Genomic DNA, 17,303 nt, shown 5'->3' on the forward strand with positions numbered 1-17,303 from the left:
TCGCCGCCCGGAGCAGGCTCGCTCCCACACTGGATCTTCGTCGTATACAAGACCCCTGTGGGAGCGAGCCTGCTCGCGATGAGGCCCTGAAAGGCACCAAAGAACTTTACTTGGAAAGAAACCGCATCCCTTCCTCCAGCCCCCGCAAGGTCAGCGGATACATCCGGTCTTCCACCAGCTCGCGCACGATGTTGGTCGAGGCGGTATAACCCCAGGTGTCTTTGGGGTAGGGATTGATCCAGATGAGCTTCTTGTACTTCTCCATGAAGCGCTGCATCCACACGTAACCGGCTTCTTCGTTCCAGTGCTCGACGCTGCCGCCGGCCTGAGTGATTTCATAGGGCGCCATGGCGGCGTCGCCGATGAAGATCACTTTGTAGTCGGCGCCATACTTGTGCAACAAATCCTGAGTCGACGTGCGCTCCGAGGTACGGCGCAGGTTGTTCTTCCATACCGATTCATACACAAAGTTATGGAAGTAGAAGTATTCCAGGTGCTTGAACTCGGTCTTGCAGGCCGAGAACAACTCTTCGCAGATCTTCACGTGGGCGTCCATCGAACCGCCGATATCGAACAGCAACAGGAGCTTGACGGTGTTGCGTCGCTCCGGGCGCATCTGGATATTCAGCAGGCCGGCATCCCGGGCGGTGTGGTCGATGGTGCCGTCGATGTCCAGCTCTTCCGCCGCGCCCTGACGGGCAAACTTGCGCAGGCGGCGCAGGGCGATCTTGATGTTGCGGGTGCCCAGTTCGACCTGGTCGTCGAGGTTCTTGTATTCGCGCTGGTCCCAGACCTTGACGGCCTTGCCCTGGCGCTTGCCGGCGTCGCCGACGCGAATGCCTTCGGGGTTGAAGCCGCCGGAACCGAACGGGCTGGTGCCGCCAGTGCCGATCCACTTGTTGCCGCCGGCATGGCGTTCCTTTTGTTCTTCCAGGCGCTTCTTGAATTCTTCGATCAGCTTGTCCAGGCCGCCCAGGGATTGGATCTGCGCCCGTTCCTCGTCGGTCAACGAGCGCTCGAATTCCTTGCGCAGCCAGTCTTCGGGAATCAGCGCCTGGAGGTGATCGTCGAGTTTCTCCAGGCCATTGAAATACGCGGCGAACGCCCGGTCGAACTTGTCGAAATGCCGCTCGTCCTTCACCAGGATGGCCCGGGACAGGTAATAGAACTCATCCATGTCGGCAAAAATCACCCGCTGTTTCAGCGCGTTGATCAGGTCCAGCAGTTCTCGCACCGACACGGGCACCTTGGCGGCGCGCATCTCATTGAACAGGTTAAGCAGCATGGCAATCGCCCTCGCTCTTGTTGGACGAAGAGGATCAGCGAGTGCCGCGACGGCTCATGAACGCCAGGCGCTCAAGCAATTGCACGTCCTGTTCGTTCTTGACCAAGGCGCCGGCCAGCGGCGGAATGGCCTTGGTCGGATCACGCTCGCGCAGCACCGCTTCGCCGATGTTGTCGGCCATCAGCAGCTTGAGCCAATCCACCAACTCGGAGGTGGAAGGCTTTTTCTTCAGGCCCGGGACTTTGCGCACATCGAAAAACACGTCCAGCGCTTCGCTGACCAGGTCCTTCTTGATATCCGGGTAATGCACGTCGACGATTTTCTGCAGGGTGGCGCGGTCGGGAAATGCGATGTAGTGGAAGAAGCAGCGACGCAGGAAGGCGTCCGGCAGTTCCTTTTCGTTGTTGGAGGTAATGATGATGATCGGGCGCTGCTTGGCCTTGATGGTTTCGTCGGTCTCGTAGACGTAGAACTCCATCTTGTCGAGCTCTTGCAGCAGGTCGTTGGGGAACTCGATGTCGGCCTTGTCGATCTCGTCGATCAGCAGGATCACCCGTTCTTCGGACTCGAAGGCTTCCCAGAGCTTGCCCTTCTTCAAGTAATTGCGCACGTCGTGGACCTTGTCCACGCCCAACTGCGAGTCCCGCAGGCGGCTGACCGCATCGTACTCGTACAGGCCCTGGTGGGCCTTGGTGGTGGACTTGATGTGCCAGGTGATCAGGCGCGCGCCGAAGGACTCCGCCAGTTGTTCGGCGAGCATGGTCTTGCCAGTGCCCGGTTCGCCCTTGACCAACAGCGGCCGCTCCAGGGTGATGGCGGCGTTGACGGCCAGTTTCAGGTCATCGGTGGCCACGTAGGCGCTGGTGCCTTCGAACTTCATCTGCAATTCCTCGAACGTGTCGCCGGCCCGGCGAGGCGGGGCGCGCGAAATAAATGTCGTGCCCGACTATACCGCGAGGCCCCGCCGACTGTGAACGCAGACGCTGTATTCAGTCTCTGAATGGAGCGTCACATGTTGACTCAGTCTTGTGCCGAGGGGATTAAGCGAAACGTCACACCGCTCCGCTGGGCTGTGCAGCAGCCCTAAGGCAGTGAACCCGTTTTACCTTGCACACCGAGTTGCCTGGTTTGGGGCCGCTTCGCACCCTGGCGGGGATGTATCCCCTCGCCACCAATAACGCAAGATCTAATCTTTGGAAGGCGGCGGTTGCTCGTACCGGGCATTGAAGGCCTGTACGAAACCGTTGCGCAGGATTTGCAGGAAGGCTTCGAAGGCACTGATGTTCTGCTGATGCACGTTGCCACTCAGCTCCACCCTCGTGGCGAACTGGTTCTTGCTCTGATTTTTCAGGGCCGTTTCGCCCGTGCCGACCAAGGCTTCCCAGACCGAGCGGAAGATGTTCTTTTTCTCGTTCTCCACGTCCTGCTGCCAATCGAACACGTCGACGTCGCGAAGCAGCGGCTTGATGTAGCCGCTGAGCCGAGCATTGTCAGCTTCGGCTTCGACCACCAGATCGCCGTGACCGGCATTGAAGTCGAATTTCCCATAGGCCGCGGCAAAGTCGTTCAGGCGTTTCAACTCGATGTTTCTGGCCCGCAGGCGGAAGTCGAAGTCCTCGAAATTGCTCAAGGGATCGAAGGTCGCTTGCACCTCCAGGGGCGCGTGTTCGGCCACCAGGGCCTTGCCCTCGAACCGGGCGTCGCGCTTGCCTTCGGTGTCGACCACGTTGGTCAGGTTATAGAAGCTGGCGTTGACCTCTGTGGCCCGCAGGTTGACCGGTGGCTTGGAGTTGAAATTGCGAAAGGTGACCTTGCCATCCCGCAGGCGCACTTCGTTGAAGGTGATAGGCAACAGTTTGCTCAACTGCTCGCGCCAGTTGGTGCCCTGGCCGGTCTGGGAGTTCTGCCGGTCGGCCCCGCCGTCGACGAAGTTGACTTCGGGACGGGCAAATTCCACTTCGGCCACCACCGCATGGTCATACCACAGCGAGTGCCAGCTCACGGACAGGTCGACCACCGGAGCATCGACGAATGGCACCGGCACCTTGCCGTCGACCTTGACGATCTTCAAGCCATTGATCCGGTAGGCTCCACGCCAGAGGGCCAGGTCTACATCGACGACCTGGCCGCGGTAATCACCCATGTCCGCCAGTTTGTCGTTGAGGTAGTTGCGCACCAGGTAAGGCAATGCGAAATGCAGGGCCACCAACAGCGCAACGATGGCGACGAAGGCCCACAGTGGCCAGCTGTATCGACGCTTCATGACAGTAGTCTCCGTTGTTAAAGCCATTGACTCTTGTAACAACGGGAACGTTCGGTGCAACTGGACGCCTTTGGGCAACAGGCTTACCTTTAAGCGCTAAATTCCCTCTGCATTAAGGACCCGGTCATGAGTCGTATATACGCTGACAACGCCCATTCCATTGGCAATACGCCACTGGTGCAGATCAATCGCATCGCCCCGCGCGGCGTGACCATCCTGGCCAAGATCGAAGGGCGCAACCCGGGTTATTCGGTCAAGTGCCGGATAGGCGCGAACATGATCTGGGACGCCGAAAGCTCCGGCAAACTCAAGCCTGGCATGACCATCGTCGAACCAACTTCGGGCAACACCGGCATTGGCCTGGCATTCGTGGCCGCCGCCCGTGGCTATAAATTGATGCTGACCATGCCGGCGTCCATGAGCATCGAGCGGCGCAAGGTGCTCAAGGCCCTGGGGGCGGAACTGGTGCTCACCGAGCCGGCCAAGGGCATGAAAGGTGCCATCGAGAAAGCCGCAGAGATCATGGCCAGCGACCCCTCGAAATACTTCATGCCGCAGCAGTTCGAGAATCCGGCCAACCCGGCGATCCACGAGAAAACCACCGGCCCGGAAATCTGGAACGACACCGATGGCGCGGTGGACGTTCTGGTCGCGGGCGTCGGGACGGGCGGAACCATTACCGGTGTCTCGCGGTATATCAAGAATACGTGCGGCAAACCGATCCTGTCGGTGGCGGTAGAGCCCGAGGCTTCCCCGGTGATTACCCAGGTGATGGCGGGGCAGGAAATCAAGCCCAGCCCCCACAAGATCCAGGGTATCGGCGCGGGCTTCGTGCCGAAGAACCTCGATCTGTCGATCGTCGATCAGGTGGAGCGGGTGACCGATGACGAGTCCAAGGCCATGGCCCTGCGCTTGATGCAGGAAGAGGGAATTCTCTGCGGCATCTCATGCGGCGCGGCGATGGCCGTGGCGGCACGCCTGGCGGAAAAGCCGGAAATGCAGGGCAAGACCATCGTGGTAATCCTGCCGGATTCGGGCGAACGATACCTGTCGAGCATGTTGTTCAGTGACTTGTTTACCGAGCAGGAGACCCAGCAGTAAGCCTTTGTGCAATGGCGAAATAGCTTTCTGTGGAGGGGAAGCTTGATCCATGTGGCGAGGGAGCTTGCTCCCGCTGGCGTGCGAAGCGCGCCCCGGCGATCCTTGCGGTTGGAGGCGACTGCTGCGCAGTCGAGCGGGAGCAAGCTCCCTCGCCACGAAAAGGAGTCACGTTTGAGAGTGCGTCAGCCAAGGTTCAGGCGACGCATGGTAACAAAGGCTTTGTTGCATTTCTCTCAACAGTGAATGTCGCCTCCGGCGATGTTTAACCTGGACAGGGATATTTAACATGGCCGGCCGCCGCGTCGGGCAGATGGCGTAGCGCAAGTTGCATTTAAACAAGGAGTTGAAAAAGAAATGACCGTTTCGTTTGTCGCGAAGGCTTCGGTATTGCTGCTGTTTTTGGGCAGCACGCTTTACGTGCATTTACGTGGCAAGGCGCGTTTGCCTGTCCTGCGCCAGTTCGTCAACCACTCGGCATTCTTCGCGCCCTATAACGCCCTGATGTACTTGTTCTCCAACGTGCCGTCCAAACCTTATCTGGATCGCAGCCAGTTCCCAGAGCTGGATGTGCTCAAGGAGAACTGGCAAGTGATCCGCGACGAAGCCATGCGCCTGTTCGACGAGGGTTATATTCGCGCCGCCGAGAAGAACAACGATGCCGGCTTCGGCTCTTTCTTCAAGAAGGGCTGGAAGCGCTTCTATCTCAAGTGGTATGACAAGCCGCTGCCCTCGGCGAAGCAGCTCTGCCCAAGGACCGTTGAGCTGGTCAATCGAATTCCCAACGTTCGGGGCGCGATGTTTGCCCTGCTGCCGGGCGACAGTCACCTGAACCCCCATCGCGATCCGTTCGCTGGGTCCCTGCGCTATCACCTCGGGTTGTCCACGCCCAACTCCGATGATTGCCGGATCTTCGTAGACGGACAAATCTACGCCTGGCGCGACGGTGAAGACGTCATGTTCGACGAAACCTACGTGCACTGGGTCAAGAACGAAACGCCGCAGACCCGCGTTATCCTGTTCTGCGATGTCGAGCGTCCACTTAAAAACCCGCTGATGACTCGTCTCAATCGCGCTATCAGTGCATTCCTTGGCCGCGCTACCGCGCCGCAGAACCTCGACGACGAACGCGTCGGCGGTATCAACCGGGCCTACGCCTGGAGCAAGTCGTTCAGTGACGGCATCAGCGGTAGGGTCAAGCAATTCAAGCGCAAGCACCCCAAGGCGTATCGGGTGATGCGTCCGGTGCTGGCAGTGGCTGTGCTGACGGCGCTCGGCTACTGGTTGTTTGTTTAAACATTGCGTTACATGTCGAGCGCTGGTTATAGTCAGCGCTCGGTTTTCGAACCCACCCTCCAAGAGATCGGCTCATGCCTTCATTCCCAGTCACCGCGGTCGTGGTCCCAGCGTTCAACGCTGGCGTCGTGCCGTGCGGGAAAAGGTCGCCTGAGCAGATCGGTCAATACCCTCCACCTGTCAGTCGCTCACCGGTATACGCCTGCGTATCACCGCCGGGTGTTGGCGTTCAGGGCTGATCGGCAACGGTTGCCGTTCCCTGCGCCCGCCTGAAAAAACGACTGGATTTCAGCTTCGGCTGAGTTGGCTTTTTGCCTGACTACAGGTGGTTTTCATGTTTTCCTTTTCCAGAAACGCCTTATTGGCGACGGCTTCCACGAGCCTGTTCGTTCTGTTGTGGAGCAGCGGGGCGATCTTCTCCAAATTGGGCCTGGCCCACGCGTCACCTTTCGCCTTCCTGCTGATCCGCTTCGCCATCGCGTTGTGCGCATTGGTGCTGTTGATCCCCATGTTGAAGTTCAAGCTGCCCGGCACCGGCAAGCCGATGCTGTACGCGGCGGCGACGGGACTGGTGCTGTTGGGCGCCTATCAGATTTTCTATCTGCTGGCGCTGCAACTGAACGTCACCCCTGGAGTAATGGCGACGCTCATGGGCGTGCAGCCGATCCTTACCGTGGTGCTCATGGAGCGTCAGCGTTCCTGGCAGCGCATGTTCGGCCTGGCGCTGGGGCTGGTGGGGTTGGTGATGGTGGTTTACCAAGGCATTGGCCTGGCCGGTATGTCCCTGGCGGGCATGCTGTGCGGGTTGCTGGCGCTGGTGAGCATGACGGCGGGCTCCATCATGCAGAAGCGCATCACCGACAACCCACTGGGCACGCTGCCGGTGCAGTACCTGGCCGGGCTGGTGTTGTGCTCGGTGTTCGTGCCGTTCCAACCCTTCCACTTCGAGCGCAGCGCTGGTTTCATCGTGCCGGTGTTGTGGATGGGGCTGGTGGTGTCGGTGCTGGCGACGTTGCTGCTGTACCGGCTGATCGCCCGGGGCAATCTGGTCAACGTCACCAGCCTGTTCTACCTGGTGCCGGCGGTGACGGCGATCATGGACTACCTGGTGTTCGGCAACCGGTTGGCGTTGTTGAGCTTGCTGGGGATGGGGTTGATCATCGTGGGGTTGGTGTTTGTGTTTCGTAAAAGTCGCTAGCTGATCGCTGGCAGTTCCACCGCTATCGCGAGCAAGCTCGCTCCCACAAAAGGCTGCGCATAACCCTGTGGGAGCGAGCTTGCTCGCGATGGCCTACTCCGCTACACCGATGAATTACCGGGCAGACGCTCCAACCGGCTTGACCACCCCAGGCTTCAACACCAACCACAACGCCGCCGCAATCAACACCCCGCCATACACATGGGCCATGCCCAGTGGCTCATCCAGCAGCAATGCGCCCCACAGCACGCCGAACGGCGGGATCAGAAAGGTCGTTGTCATGGATTTGACTGGGCCAATGGAGCTGAGCAAGCGGAAATAAAGAATGTACGCCAGCGCCGTACACACCAGGCCCAGGCCCAGCAGCGACAGCCATACGCTCCAGCCGCCCCAGCTGGCCGGTGGTTGGGTGATCACGCTGTAGCCAAACAGCGGCAACAGGAAGATCATGGCGCCGAACATGCTGCCAAGGGCGGACAAGCGGCTGTCCAGCCCGCCTTGATGATCGAGCCAGCGCCGGGTCAGAAAACCGGCAAAGCCATAGCAGGTCGTGGCGAGCAGGCAGGCGAGGGCGCCCATCAACAGTTGCTGGTCGAACGCCACCGGACCTGCGCGGGTGAGGATCGCGACGCCCATCAGGCCGAGAAAAACCCCGCTGACCTTGGCCGCCGTGAGTGGCTCACGGAAAAACAACCCACCGATCAGCACGCCCATCAGCGGCGTCGTCGCGTTGAAGATCGCCGAGTAGCCCGCCGGCAACACTTGGGCCGCCAGGGAGTAGAACGTTGCGGGAATGCCGGAATTGATCAAGCCCAAAACCATCACGGCTTTTAGCTTGCCGCGAAAATTCCAGTCGACACGCATCAGCGCAAGAATGACCAGCAGGCCGACGAAGGCAATGGAGACGCGAAAGAAAGCCGTGGGAATCGTACCGATGACCGGAGCGATAATGCGCATGAACAAGAAGCTCGCGCCCCAGATGGCGGCCAGTGACAGCAAGCGCAGGATATCGACGAGGTTCACGGGTGCATCCTTCCTTGATCGGGTCGCAAGTGTCACCCCGCTAAACACCGATGGCAATGGTTGCGTTGCCCAGGGATTGGCCTCTAAGCTCAGTCGCCAATAACAAGCATGACCCGCCGAGGTTTACCCTATGCCGCAGCCATGGCCCGCGACCGATATCGCCCGTTCGATCCTCGACGGTTTCGACGATTATCGTGAGCATTTCCGGCAGATCACCGACGGCGCTCGCGCCCGGTTCGAGCAGGCGCAATGGTTGGAGGCGCAGGCGGCCTCGGCGGCGCGCATCAATCTGTATGAAGAAAAAGTCTTCGAAACCGTCGCCCGGTTGCGCCAGGCCTTTAGCGCCGAGGCCTTGATGGACGTTGGTTGCTGGCCATTGGTGAAGAGCGCCTATATCAGCCTGATCGACCTGCGCTTCGACGATGAATTGTCGGAGACCTGGTACAACTCGATCTTCTGCGGCCTGTTCAGCCATGATCTGATCAGTGACGGCACCATGTTCATCCACACGACCCGGCCGAGCCTGCGTCGTGCTCGCGCGGCCCAGACCCGCACCTATAAACCCGAAGGGCAACTGGACAAAATGCTCGCGGCGATCTTTGCCGATTATCGCTTCAGTGAAGAGTACGCCGACCTGCCCGGCGACCTGCGACGTCTCGAAAGCCAGCTACGCGAAAACCTGCCGGATTGGGTCTGCAAGGACCCGGAACTGACGGTCGAACTGTTTTCTTCGGTGCTCTATCGCAACAAGGGCGCCTACCTGGTGGGCCGCATCTACACCCGTGACGATCAGTGGCCCCTGGTGATCCCGTTGCTGCACCGCGAAGGCCGGGGTATCCAGATCGACGCGCTGATCACCGACGAGGCGCAGGTGTCGATCATCTTCTCGTTCACCCGTTCGTATTTCATGGTGGACGTGCCGGTGCCGGCGGAATTCATTGGCTTTCTCAAGCGCATCCTGCCGGGCAAGCACATTGCCGAGCTGTACACTTCGATTGGTTTCTACAAGCACGGCAAGTCGGAGTTCTACCGGGCGCTGATCAACCACCTGGCGAACACCGATGACCAGTTCATCATGGCGCCGGGCGTGCGCGGCATGGTCATGAGCGTGTTCACCCTGCCGGGCTTCAACACTGTGTTCAAGATCATCAAGGACCGTTTCTCGCCGTCGAAGAACGTCGACCGGGCCACGGTCATCGAGAAATACCGATTGGTGAAAAGCGTTGACCGGGTCGGGCGCATGGCCGACACCCAGGAGTTCGCCGACTTCCGCTTCCCCCTGAGCAAATTCGAGCCGGCCTGCCTGGAAGAACTGCTGGATGTGGCGCCGTCCACGGTGTCGGTGGAGGGCGACACGGTGTTGATCCGCCACTGCTGGACCGAACGCCGGATGACGCCTCTGAACCTCTACCTGGAAAACGCCAACGAAGCTCAGGTGCGCGAGGCGCTGGAAGATTATGGCCTGGCGATCAAGCAACTGGCGGCCGCCAATATCTTTCCCGGCGACATGCTGCTCAAGAACTTCGGCGTAACCCGCCATGGCCGCGTGGTGTTCTACGATTACGATGAGATCTGCTTTCTCACCGAGGCCAACTTCCGCCATATCCCCCAGCCGCGCACGCCGGAAGATGAGATGGCGTCCGAGCCCTGGTATTCCATCGGCCCGCTGGACGTTTTCCCTGAAGAGTTCCCGCCGTTCCTGTTCGCCGACGCCGGGCAGCGCAAGCTGTTCGACCAGTTGCACGGCGAGTTGTACAACGCTGACTACTGGAAAGGCCTGCAGGACGCGATCCGGGCGGGAAAGGTGATCGATGTGTTCCCGTATCGGCGTAAAGACTTGGACAGCGAATAACCAGCAGGCAAGCAAAAGCCACCTGTGGGAGCGAGCTTGCTCGCGATGACGGTGTGCCAGTTAACATCAACGATTGCTGATCCACCGCTATCGCGAGCAAGCTCGTTCCACAAGGGGACGGTGGTGAGGCCACTTCTGGTGTTCGGCGCAATAGCCGCAAATCTGCGACAATCGCCCCCTCGCTCAAACCGACGAACCCTGCGTACCTGATGACTGACCAAACCCCCGCTATCGACAAACTGCTGAAAAACCTCGATCACGCCATGCTCGCCGACCGGCACCGGTTGCGGCGGCAGTTGCTCGAGCTGCGCAAGAAGCCCGACGAGGCCAAGCTGGCCCAGTGGGTAGCGCGGATGCAAGCGTCGTGCGACCTGGTGCTGGCGCGCAAGGCGAGCGTGCCGTCGATTCGCTACGACGACAACTTGCCGATCGCCGCCAAGCGCGACGAGATCAAGGAGGCGCTGCTCAAGCATCAGGTGCTGATCATCGCCGGCGAAACCGGCTCGGGCAAAACCACCCAGTTGCCGAAGATCTGCCTGGAGATCGGCCGTGGCCAGCAGGGTTTGATCGGTCACACCCAGCCACGCCGCATCGCCGCCCGCAGCGTGGCGAGCCGTGTCGCCGAAGAGCTGGCGACCCCCCTGGGGGCGCTGGTGGGTTATCAGGTGCGTTTCGAGGACCAGAGCGACGCCAACACGCTCATCAAGTTGATGACCGATGGCATCCTGCTGGCGGAAACCCAGAACGACCGCTACCTCGAACGCTACGACACGATCATCGTCGACGAAGCCCACGAGCGCAGCCTGAATATCGACTTCCTGCTGGGCTACCTCAAGACCCTGTTGCCGCGTCGCCCCGATCTGAAAGTCATCATTACGTCTGCGACCATCGACCTGGAGCGTTTCTCCAAGCACTTCGATGACGCCCCCATCGTTGAAGTCTCGGGCCGCACCTTCCCGGTGGAAACCTGGTATCGCCCGCTGACCCTTGAGCAAGACGAGGAGGGTAACCGGGTCGAGGATGACTTGACCGTCGACCAGGCGATTCTCGCCACCCTCGACGAAATCGCTGCCTACGAGCGCAGCGAACGGCGCAGCCCCGGCGACGTGCTGGTGTTCCTGCCGGGCGAGCGGGAGATTCGCGACGCCGCGGAAATGCTGCGCAAGGCCCAACTCAAGCACACCGAGATCCTGCCGCTGTACGCGCGCTTGTCGCCGGCCGAACAACAACGGATCTTCCAGTCCCACCCGGGCCGTCGAGTGGTGCTGGCCACCAACGTCGCCGAAACCTCATTGACCGTGCCGGGTATCCGCTACGTAATCGACAGCGGCACCGCGCGCATCAGCCGCTACAGCTATCGCGCGAAGGTCCAGCGCCTGCCCATCGAAGCCATATCCCAGGCCAGCGCCAACCAGCGCAAAGGCCGTTGCGGGCGGGTCGAGCCGGGGATCTGCGTGCGGTTGTACAGCGAAGAGGATTTCATCAGTCGCCCTGAATTCACCGATCCGGAAATCCTGCGCACCAACCTGGCGGCGGTGATCCTGCAGATGCTGCACCTGCGTCTCGGCGAGATCACCGATTTCCCGTTCATCGAGCCGCCGGACGGCAAGGCCATCAGCGACGGATTCAACCTGCTGCAAGAATTGTCGGCGGTGGACCGTAACAGCCAATTGACGCCGTTGGGTCGGCAATTGGCGCGTTTGCCGGTGGATCCGCGCATGGGCCGCATGCTGTTGGAAGCAGCGAAGCTGGGCAGCCTGCAGGAAGTGCTGATTGTCGCCAGCGCCATGTCGATCCAGGATCCGCGCGAGCGTCCGCCCGAGCGCCAACAGGCCGCCGACCAGGCTCACGCCCAATGGAAGGACGCGGATTCGGACTTCGCCGGCTTGGTCAATCTGTGGCGAGGTTTCGAAGAACAGCGCCAAGCCCTGACCGCCAACCCGCTGCGCAACTGGTGCCGCAAGAACTTCCTCAACTACCTGCGCCTGCGCGAATGGCGTGATTCCCACCGCCAGTTGAGCCTGATCTGCCGCGACATGCAGTTGAGCCTCAACAAAGAGCCGGCCGATTACCCGAAACTGCACAAGGCGGTGCTCTCGGGGCTGTTGAGCCAGATCGGCCAGAAAACCGAAGACGGCGATTACCTCGGCGCTCGCCAGCGGCGCTTCTGGGTCCATCCATCGTCAGGCCTGGGCAAGAAGCGTCCGCAGTGGCTGATGACCGCCGAACTGGTGGAAACCACCAAGTTGTACGCGCGCATGGTGGCGAAGATCGAGCCGGACTGGATCGAACCGCTGGCGGGGCACCTGATCAAGAAAAACCACTTCGAGCCCCATTGGGAGAAGAAGCGCGGGCAAGTGGTGGCTTATGAGCAGATCACCTTGTTCGGGCTGATCGTCGTTGGTCGTCGGCCCGTTCACTACGGGCCGGTGGACCCGGTGGTGTCCCGTGAATTGTTCATCCGCGAGGCGCTGGTGCGTGGCGAGATCCAGTCCAAGGCCAAGTGCCTGAGCGCCAATACGCGGTTGCTTGAACAACTCGACGAGCTCGAAGCCAAGGCCCGTCGCCGCGACATCCTCGCGGACGAGGAAACGCTGTTCGCCTTCTACGACGCGCGCCTGCCTGCCGAAATTCATCAGACCGCGACGTTTGACAGCTGGTATCGGATCAACAGCCAGAAAGATCCGCAGCTGTTGATCATGCGCGAAGAAGACGTGCTGGCCCGGGAGGCCAGCGAGGTGACGGCCAACCAGTACCCCGACACCTTGCGCGTCGGCGACTTGACGTTGCCGTTAAGCTATCACTTCGAGCCCAACCATCCCCGCGACGGCGTCACGTTGCGTGTACCGGCGCCGCTGCTGCCGATGCTGCCACCTGAGCGCCTGGAATGGCTGGTGCCGGGGATGATCGAAGCCAAGTGCATCGCGCTGGTGCGCAACCTGCCCAAGGCCTTGCGCAAGAACTTCGTGCCGGTGCCGGACTTCGTCAAGGCCGCGTTGCAACGCATCACGTTTGCCGAAGGTTCGTTGCCGCAATCCCTGGGGCGCGAATTGCTGCGCATGACCGGTGCGCGGGTCAGCGATGACGCCTGGGCGGAAGCGGCGCAGCAGGTAGAAAGCCATTTGCGCATGAACCTGGAAATCGTCGATGGCCAGGGCAAGTTCCTCGGTGAAGGCCGCGACCTGGCCGAGCTGACGGCGCGTTTTGCCGAGGCCAGCCAGGCCGCCTTGGCCGTGCCGCAAACAGCCAAGAGCCAGGAACCGGTGGAGGCGAAAGTCTTCGCACCGGTGGCCGAGAAAACCCAGCAGAAGATCGCCGGGTTGTCGATGACGGTGTACCCGGCGTTGGTGGAAGAAGGCGGCGTGGTCAAGGAAGGGCGCTTCCCGACCCCGGCCGAAGCCGAGTTCCAGCACCGTCGTGCCTTGCAGCGTTTGCTCATGCAGCAATTGGCCGAAACGGCGAAATTCCTCCGTGGCAAGCTGCCGGGATTGACGGAGTTGGGCCTGCTCTATCGTGAATTGGGGCGCGTCGACGCTCTGGTGGAAGACATCCTGCTGGCGAGCCTCGACAGCTGCATCCTCGAAGGCGAGCCGAGCCTGCCCCGTGACGGTGCCGCGCTGGCGGCCCTGGCCGAACGCAAGCGCGGCGCCTGGACCGAGCACGCCGAACGCCTGGCGAAGCTGACCCTGGACATCCTCAAGCTCTGGCACGGCCTGCAAAAACGCTTCAAGGGCAAGATCGACCTGGCCCAGGCCGTGGCGCTGAACGACATCAAGCAACAGCTCGGCCACTTGGTGTACCCAGGCTTCGTGCGGGAAACCCCCCATCAATGGCTCAAGGAGCTGCCACGCTATCTCAAGGCAATCGAGCAACGTTTCGAGAAGCTGGGCAGCCAGGTCCAGAAGGACCGGGTCTGGAGCGGCGAGCTCTCCAATCTCTGGGCTCAATACCAGGCCCGCGCCAGCAAACACGCCCAGGAAGGCAAGCGCGACCCGCAACTGGAGCTCTACCGTTGGTGGCTGGAGGAATACCGCGTGTCGCTGTTCGCCCAGCAGTTGGGGACCAAGGTGCCGATTTCCGACAAGCGCCTGGGTAAGCAGTGGGGGTTGGTGGAGGGTTGATCAGACCACCACCTATTCCCTGTGGATTCTTGTCTGGTAAAAGGGAACATGGGCCAAAAGCCAGCGTTTATGGCAAACTTCGCGCCTATAAATACCGGTCCCGTGGTTTTGCTCTTCAAGGTCACGGGCGGATCGGAATAAAGCGATGCCAGGGCTGCTTCCCCGGGATGGGAAAAGTCCCTTTGCGTGTTGGTACGTCGGTGCCAATACTTTCTGCCTGAACAGAATAGAGACACGACCATGCATAACGTCGTCATCAGCGGCACCGGCCTGTACACCCCGGCCAACAGCATCTCCAACGAAGAGCTGGTGCAATCCTTCAATACTTACGTCGCGCAGTTCAACGCCGATAACGCCGAGGCCATCGAGCGCGGCGAAGTGCAAGCATTGACCGAATCCAACGCCGCGTTCATCGAGAAGGCGTCGGGCATCAAGAGCCGCTTTGTCATGGACAAGGACGGCATCCTCGACCCACAACGCATGACGCCGCGCCTGCCCGAGCGCTCCAATGACGAGTGGTCGGTGCTCTGCGAAATGGCCGTCGGCGCGGCGAAGCAGGCCCTGGAACGCGCCGGTCGCACCGCCGCCGACATCGACGGCGTGATCGTGGCCTGTTCGAACTTGCAGCGTCCTTACCCGGCCATCGCCATCGAAGTTCAGGAAGCCCTGGGCATCGAAGGTTTCGGTTTCGACATGAACGTGGCCTGTTCTTCGGCGACGTTCGGCATCCAGGCCGCCGCCAACAGCGTTCAACTGGGCCAGGCCCGGGCGATCCTCATGGTCAACCCGGAAGTCTGCACAGGCCACCTGAATTTCCGTGACCGCGACAGCCACTTCATCTTCGGCGACGCGGCCACCGCCGTGATCATCGAGCGGGCGGACCAGGCCACGTCGCCGTATCAGTTCGATGTGGTCAGCACCAAGCTGCTTACCAAGTTCTCCAACAACATCCGCAACAACTTCGGTTTCCTCAACCGTGCGGCGGAAGAGGGCGTTGGCAGCCGGGACAAACTGTTCGTCCAGGAAGGTCGCAAGGTGTTCCGTGACGTCTGCCCGATGGTCGCTGAACTGATCGGCGCCCACCTGGAGGAAAACCAGCTGAACGTCGGCGAAGTGAAGCGATTCTGGCTGCATCAGGCCAACCTGAGCATGAACCAGCTGATCGTGCGCAAGTTGCTGGGACGCGAGGCCAGCGAAGAGGAAGCCCCGGTGATCCTCGACCGCTACGCCAACACCAGCTCGGCCGGCTCGGTGATTTCGTTCCACCTGTATCAGGACGACCTGCCCAGCGGCTCCGTCGCGGTGCTCAGCTCGTTTGGCGCCGGCTATTCGATCGGCAGCGTGATCCTGCGCAAGCGTTGAACTGACCTGCTCGATTAACCTGTGGCGAGGGAGCTTGCTCCCGCTGGGCTGCGCAGCAGCCCCCAGCGTCCTGTCTGATACATCGCAGTGCCAGATAGAGTTGGAGGCTGCTATGCAGCCGAGCGGGAGCAAGCTCCCTCGCCGCAGGAGCAGCTTGGTTTGCTCTTCTGCGTTCTAGCTTGCAGCGCGCGGCTCCTCTCTCGAAACTGCTTTTTTGTTATTCCCTTTCGAAGTAAAAAGTTCCGCTGTCATAAAATCTTTATGTGATAGCAACTTGCCTGACACACCCCATCGCCAAGATCCCCTCCCAACACCAGCGGGCCCAGTTCCGCGTGTTTTCTAACGCATAGACTACCAACTAGGGGAATTCTTCGATGATCCGTAAGCACTTCGCAGGTTTTGCCGCCAGCGCTCTGGCAATGGCAGTAACCGCCCAGGCTTTCGCCGGCACCGTGACCACTGACGGCGCCGATATCGTGGTCAAGACCAAGGGCGGCCTGGAGGTCGCTACCACTGACAAAGAGTTCAGCTTCAAGCTCGGCGGTCGTTTGCAGGCTGACTACAGCCAGTTCGATGGCATCTACACCGACAACGGTGACAAAGCCGATGCCGCTTACATCCGCCGTGGCTTCCTGGAGTTGTCCGGTGTGCTGTACACGGACTGGGCCTACACCATCAACTACGATTTCTCCCACAACAGCGGCGATTCCGATAACGGCTACTTCGACGAAGCTTCCTTGGCCTACAACGGCTTCAAGCCGGTTTCGATCAAGGTCGGCCGTTTCGACCCGGATTTCGGCCTGGAAAAAGCCACCAGCTCCAAATGGGTCACCGCACCTGAGCGTAATGCCGCCTACGACCTGATCGACTGGGCCAACGGCCACCAGAACGGCCTGGGCATCCAGGCTTCCAGCACCTTCGCCGATTCGTTCTACGCCTCGGCTGGTGTGTTCAGCAAAGACACCGACGACACCGACGGCAACAGCATCAAGCAAGCCAATGGTCGTTTCGTGTTCGCCCCGATGCACGAAGCTGGCAACGTGCTGCACTTCGGTTTGAACGTGGCCTCGCGTGACGTTTCGGACACCGCATTCGACGCTCGTTATCGCTCCCGTCTGGGCATGCGTGGCGTTGAAACCCTGGGCGGCAATGACGCCGGCCCTAACGGCAACCGTCCGGTCCTGGGCGGCGCCAACAACTCGCCGGCCGGTTCCTACGACACCGACACTGCCTTCGGTCTGGAAGCCGCTTTCGCCATGGGCCCAGCGTCTATCCAGGGTGAATACATCAGCCGCAAGACCAAGGCTGACAGCGACGCCTTCGAAGACCTAAAAGGTCACGGCTTCTACGTCCAGGGTGCCTACACCCTCACCGGTGAATCCCGTGGCTATAAAGTCGGCAAATTCGACGCCATCAAGCCTCAGAACAAATCCATCGGCGCTTGGGAAGTGTTCTACCGCTTCGACAGCATGACCGTCGAAGACGACAACATCACCACCGCCTCGGCGACCCGCGAAGTGGGCGATGCCGAAGCCAAGGTGCACAACCTGGGTGTGAACTGGTACGCCAACGAAGCGGTGAAAATCACCGGTGCCTACGTCAAGGCCAAGACCGATAAAGTCACCAACGCCAATGGCGATGATGATGGCGACGGTTTCGTAGTCCGTGCCCAGTACGTGTTCTAAGCCATTTTGACCTGATACACCGCTGCACTTTCATCCGTTACAGCTCCTTTGAACCCCGCCTCTGGCGGGGTTTTTTTATCCCCTTGCGATTCGGATCGGCGATACTCGCCCAATCCGTCG

11 protein-coding genes are annotated in these 17,303 nt (G+C 60.5%); 7 read left to right on the forward strand and 4 right to left on the reverse strand.

Annotated features, from left to right (window positions below; genetic code table 11):
* Window positions 1-106: 106 nt before the first annotated feature.
* The 3 genes from J3P92_RS07565 to J3P92_RS07575 form a co-directional block, all read right to left on the reverse strand.
* On the reverse strand, window positions 107-1,285 hold the full coding sequence (locus J3P92_RS07565) for a vWA domain-containing protein (RefSeq protein ID WP_003198888.1): 1,179 nt from the start codon (window positions 1,283-1,285) through the stop codon (window positions 107-109).
* Between the two features lie 34 nt (window positions 1,286-1,319).
* A complete protein-coding gene (locus J3P92_RS07570) occupies window positions 1,320-2,165 on the reverse strand; it encodes an AAA family ATPase (RefSeq protein ID WP_053143593.1) in 846 nt (281 codons plus the stop codon).
* Window positions 2,166-2,471: 306 nt separating this feature from the next.
* Window positions 2,472-3,548 (reverse strand): DUF748 domain-containing protein, encoded by a 1,077-nt coding sequence (locus J3P92_RS07575; RefSeq protein ID WP_434610153.1) that lies wholly within the window; start codon window positions 3,546-3,548, stop codon window positions 2,472-2,474.
* 126 nt (window positions 3,549-3,674) lie between these two features.
* On the opposite strand from J3P92_RS07575, the gene cysK reads away from it, so the two are divergent.
* The 3 genes from cysK to J3P92_RS07590 all read left to right on the forward strand — a co-directional run bounded on the left by cysK (window position 3,675) and on the right by J3P92_RS07590 (window position 7,140).
* Window positions 3,675-4,649 (forward strand): cysteine synthase A, encoded by a 975-nt coding sequence (gene cysK / locus J3P92_RS07580; RefSeq protein WP_434610156.1) that lies wholly within the window; start codon window positions 3,675-3,677, stop codon window positions 4,647-4,649.
* A gap of 354 nt (window positions 4,650-5,003) precedes the next feature.
* On the forward strand, window positions 5,004-5,942 hold the full coding sequence (locus tag J3P92_RS07585) for an aspartyl/asparaginyl beta-hydroxylase domain-containing protein (RefSeq protein WP_434650237.1): 939 nt from the start codon (window positions 5,004-5,006) through the stop codon (window positions 5,940-5,942).
* Between the two features lie 334 nt (window positions 5,943-6,276).
* Window positions 6,277-7,140, forward strand: a complete 864-nt coding sequence (locus J3P92_RS07590) for a DMT family transporter (RefSeq protein ID WP_434650238.1) — start codon at window positions 6,277-6,279, stop codon at window positions 7,138-7,140.
* A gap of 114 nt (window positions 7,141-7,254) precedes the next feature.
* Here J3P92_RS07590 and J3P92_RS07595 read toward each other — a convergent pair whose 3' ends face one another.
* Window positions 7,255-8,163 carry a DMT family transporter gene (locus tag J3P92_RS07595; protein WP_434650240.1) on the reverse strand — a complete coding sequence of 303 codons (909 nt, stop codon included), beginning with the start codon at window positions 8,161-8,163 and terminating at the stop codon, window positions 7,255-7,257.
* A gap of 130 nt (window positions 8,164-8,293) precedes the next feature.
* Between J3P92_RS07595 and aceK the strand changes: the two genes are divergently transcribed.
* The 4 genes from aceK (at window position 8,294) to J3P92_RS07615 (ending at window position 17,183) form a co-directional block, all read left to right on the forward strand.
* Window positions 8,294-10,015: a bifunctional isocitrate dehydrogenase kinase/phosphatase gene (gene aceK / locus J3P92_RS07600; RefSeq protein WP_434650242.1), complete on the forward strand. Its 1,722-nt coding sequence runs from the start codon at window positions 8,294-8,296 to the stop codon at window positions 10,013-10,015.
* Window positions 10,016-10,224: 209 nt separating this feature from the next.
* Entirely contained in the window at window positions 10,225-14,136 is a 3,912-nt protein-coding gene (hrpA, locus tag J3P92_RS07605; RefSeq protein WP_434610162.1) for an ATP-dependent RNA helicase HrpA, read from the forward strand.
* Between the two features lie 240 nt (window positions 14,137-14,376).
* A complete protein-coding gene (locus tag J3P92_RS07610; protein ID WP_434650244.1) occupies window positions 14,377-15,498 on the forward strand; it encodes a beta-ketoacyl-ACP synthase III in 1,122 nt (373 codons plus the stop codon).
* A gap of 374 nt (window positions 15,499-15,872) precedes the next feature.
* Complete coding sequence (locus J3P92_RS07615; protein WP_434650245.1) at window positions 15,873-17,183, forward strand: OprO/OprP family phosphate-selective porin; 1,311 nt, start codon at window positions 15,873-15,875, stop codon at window positions 17,181-17,183.
* The last annotated feature ends 120 nt before the right edge of the window (window positions 17,184-17,303 follow it).

Origin of the sequence: Pseudomonas sp. D3-27 (assembly GCF_051132165.1) — a bacterium.
Classification (GTDB): domain Bacteria; phylum Pseudomonadota; class Gammaproteobacteria; order Pseudomonadales; family Pseudomonadaceae; genus Aquipseudomonas.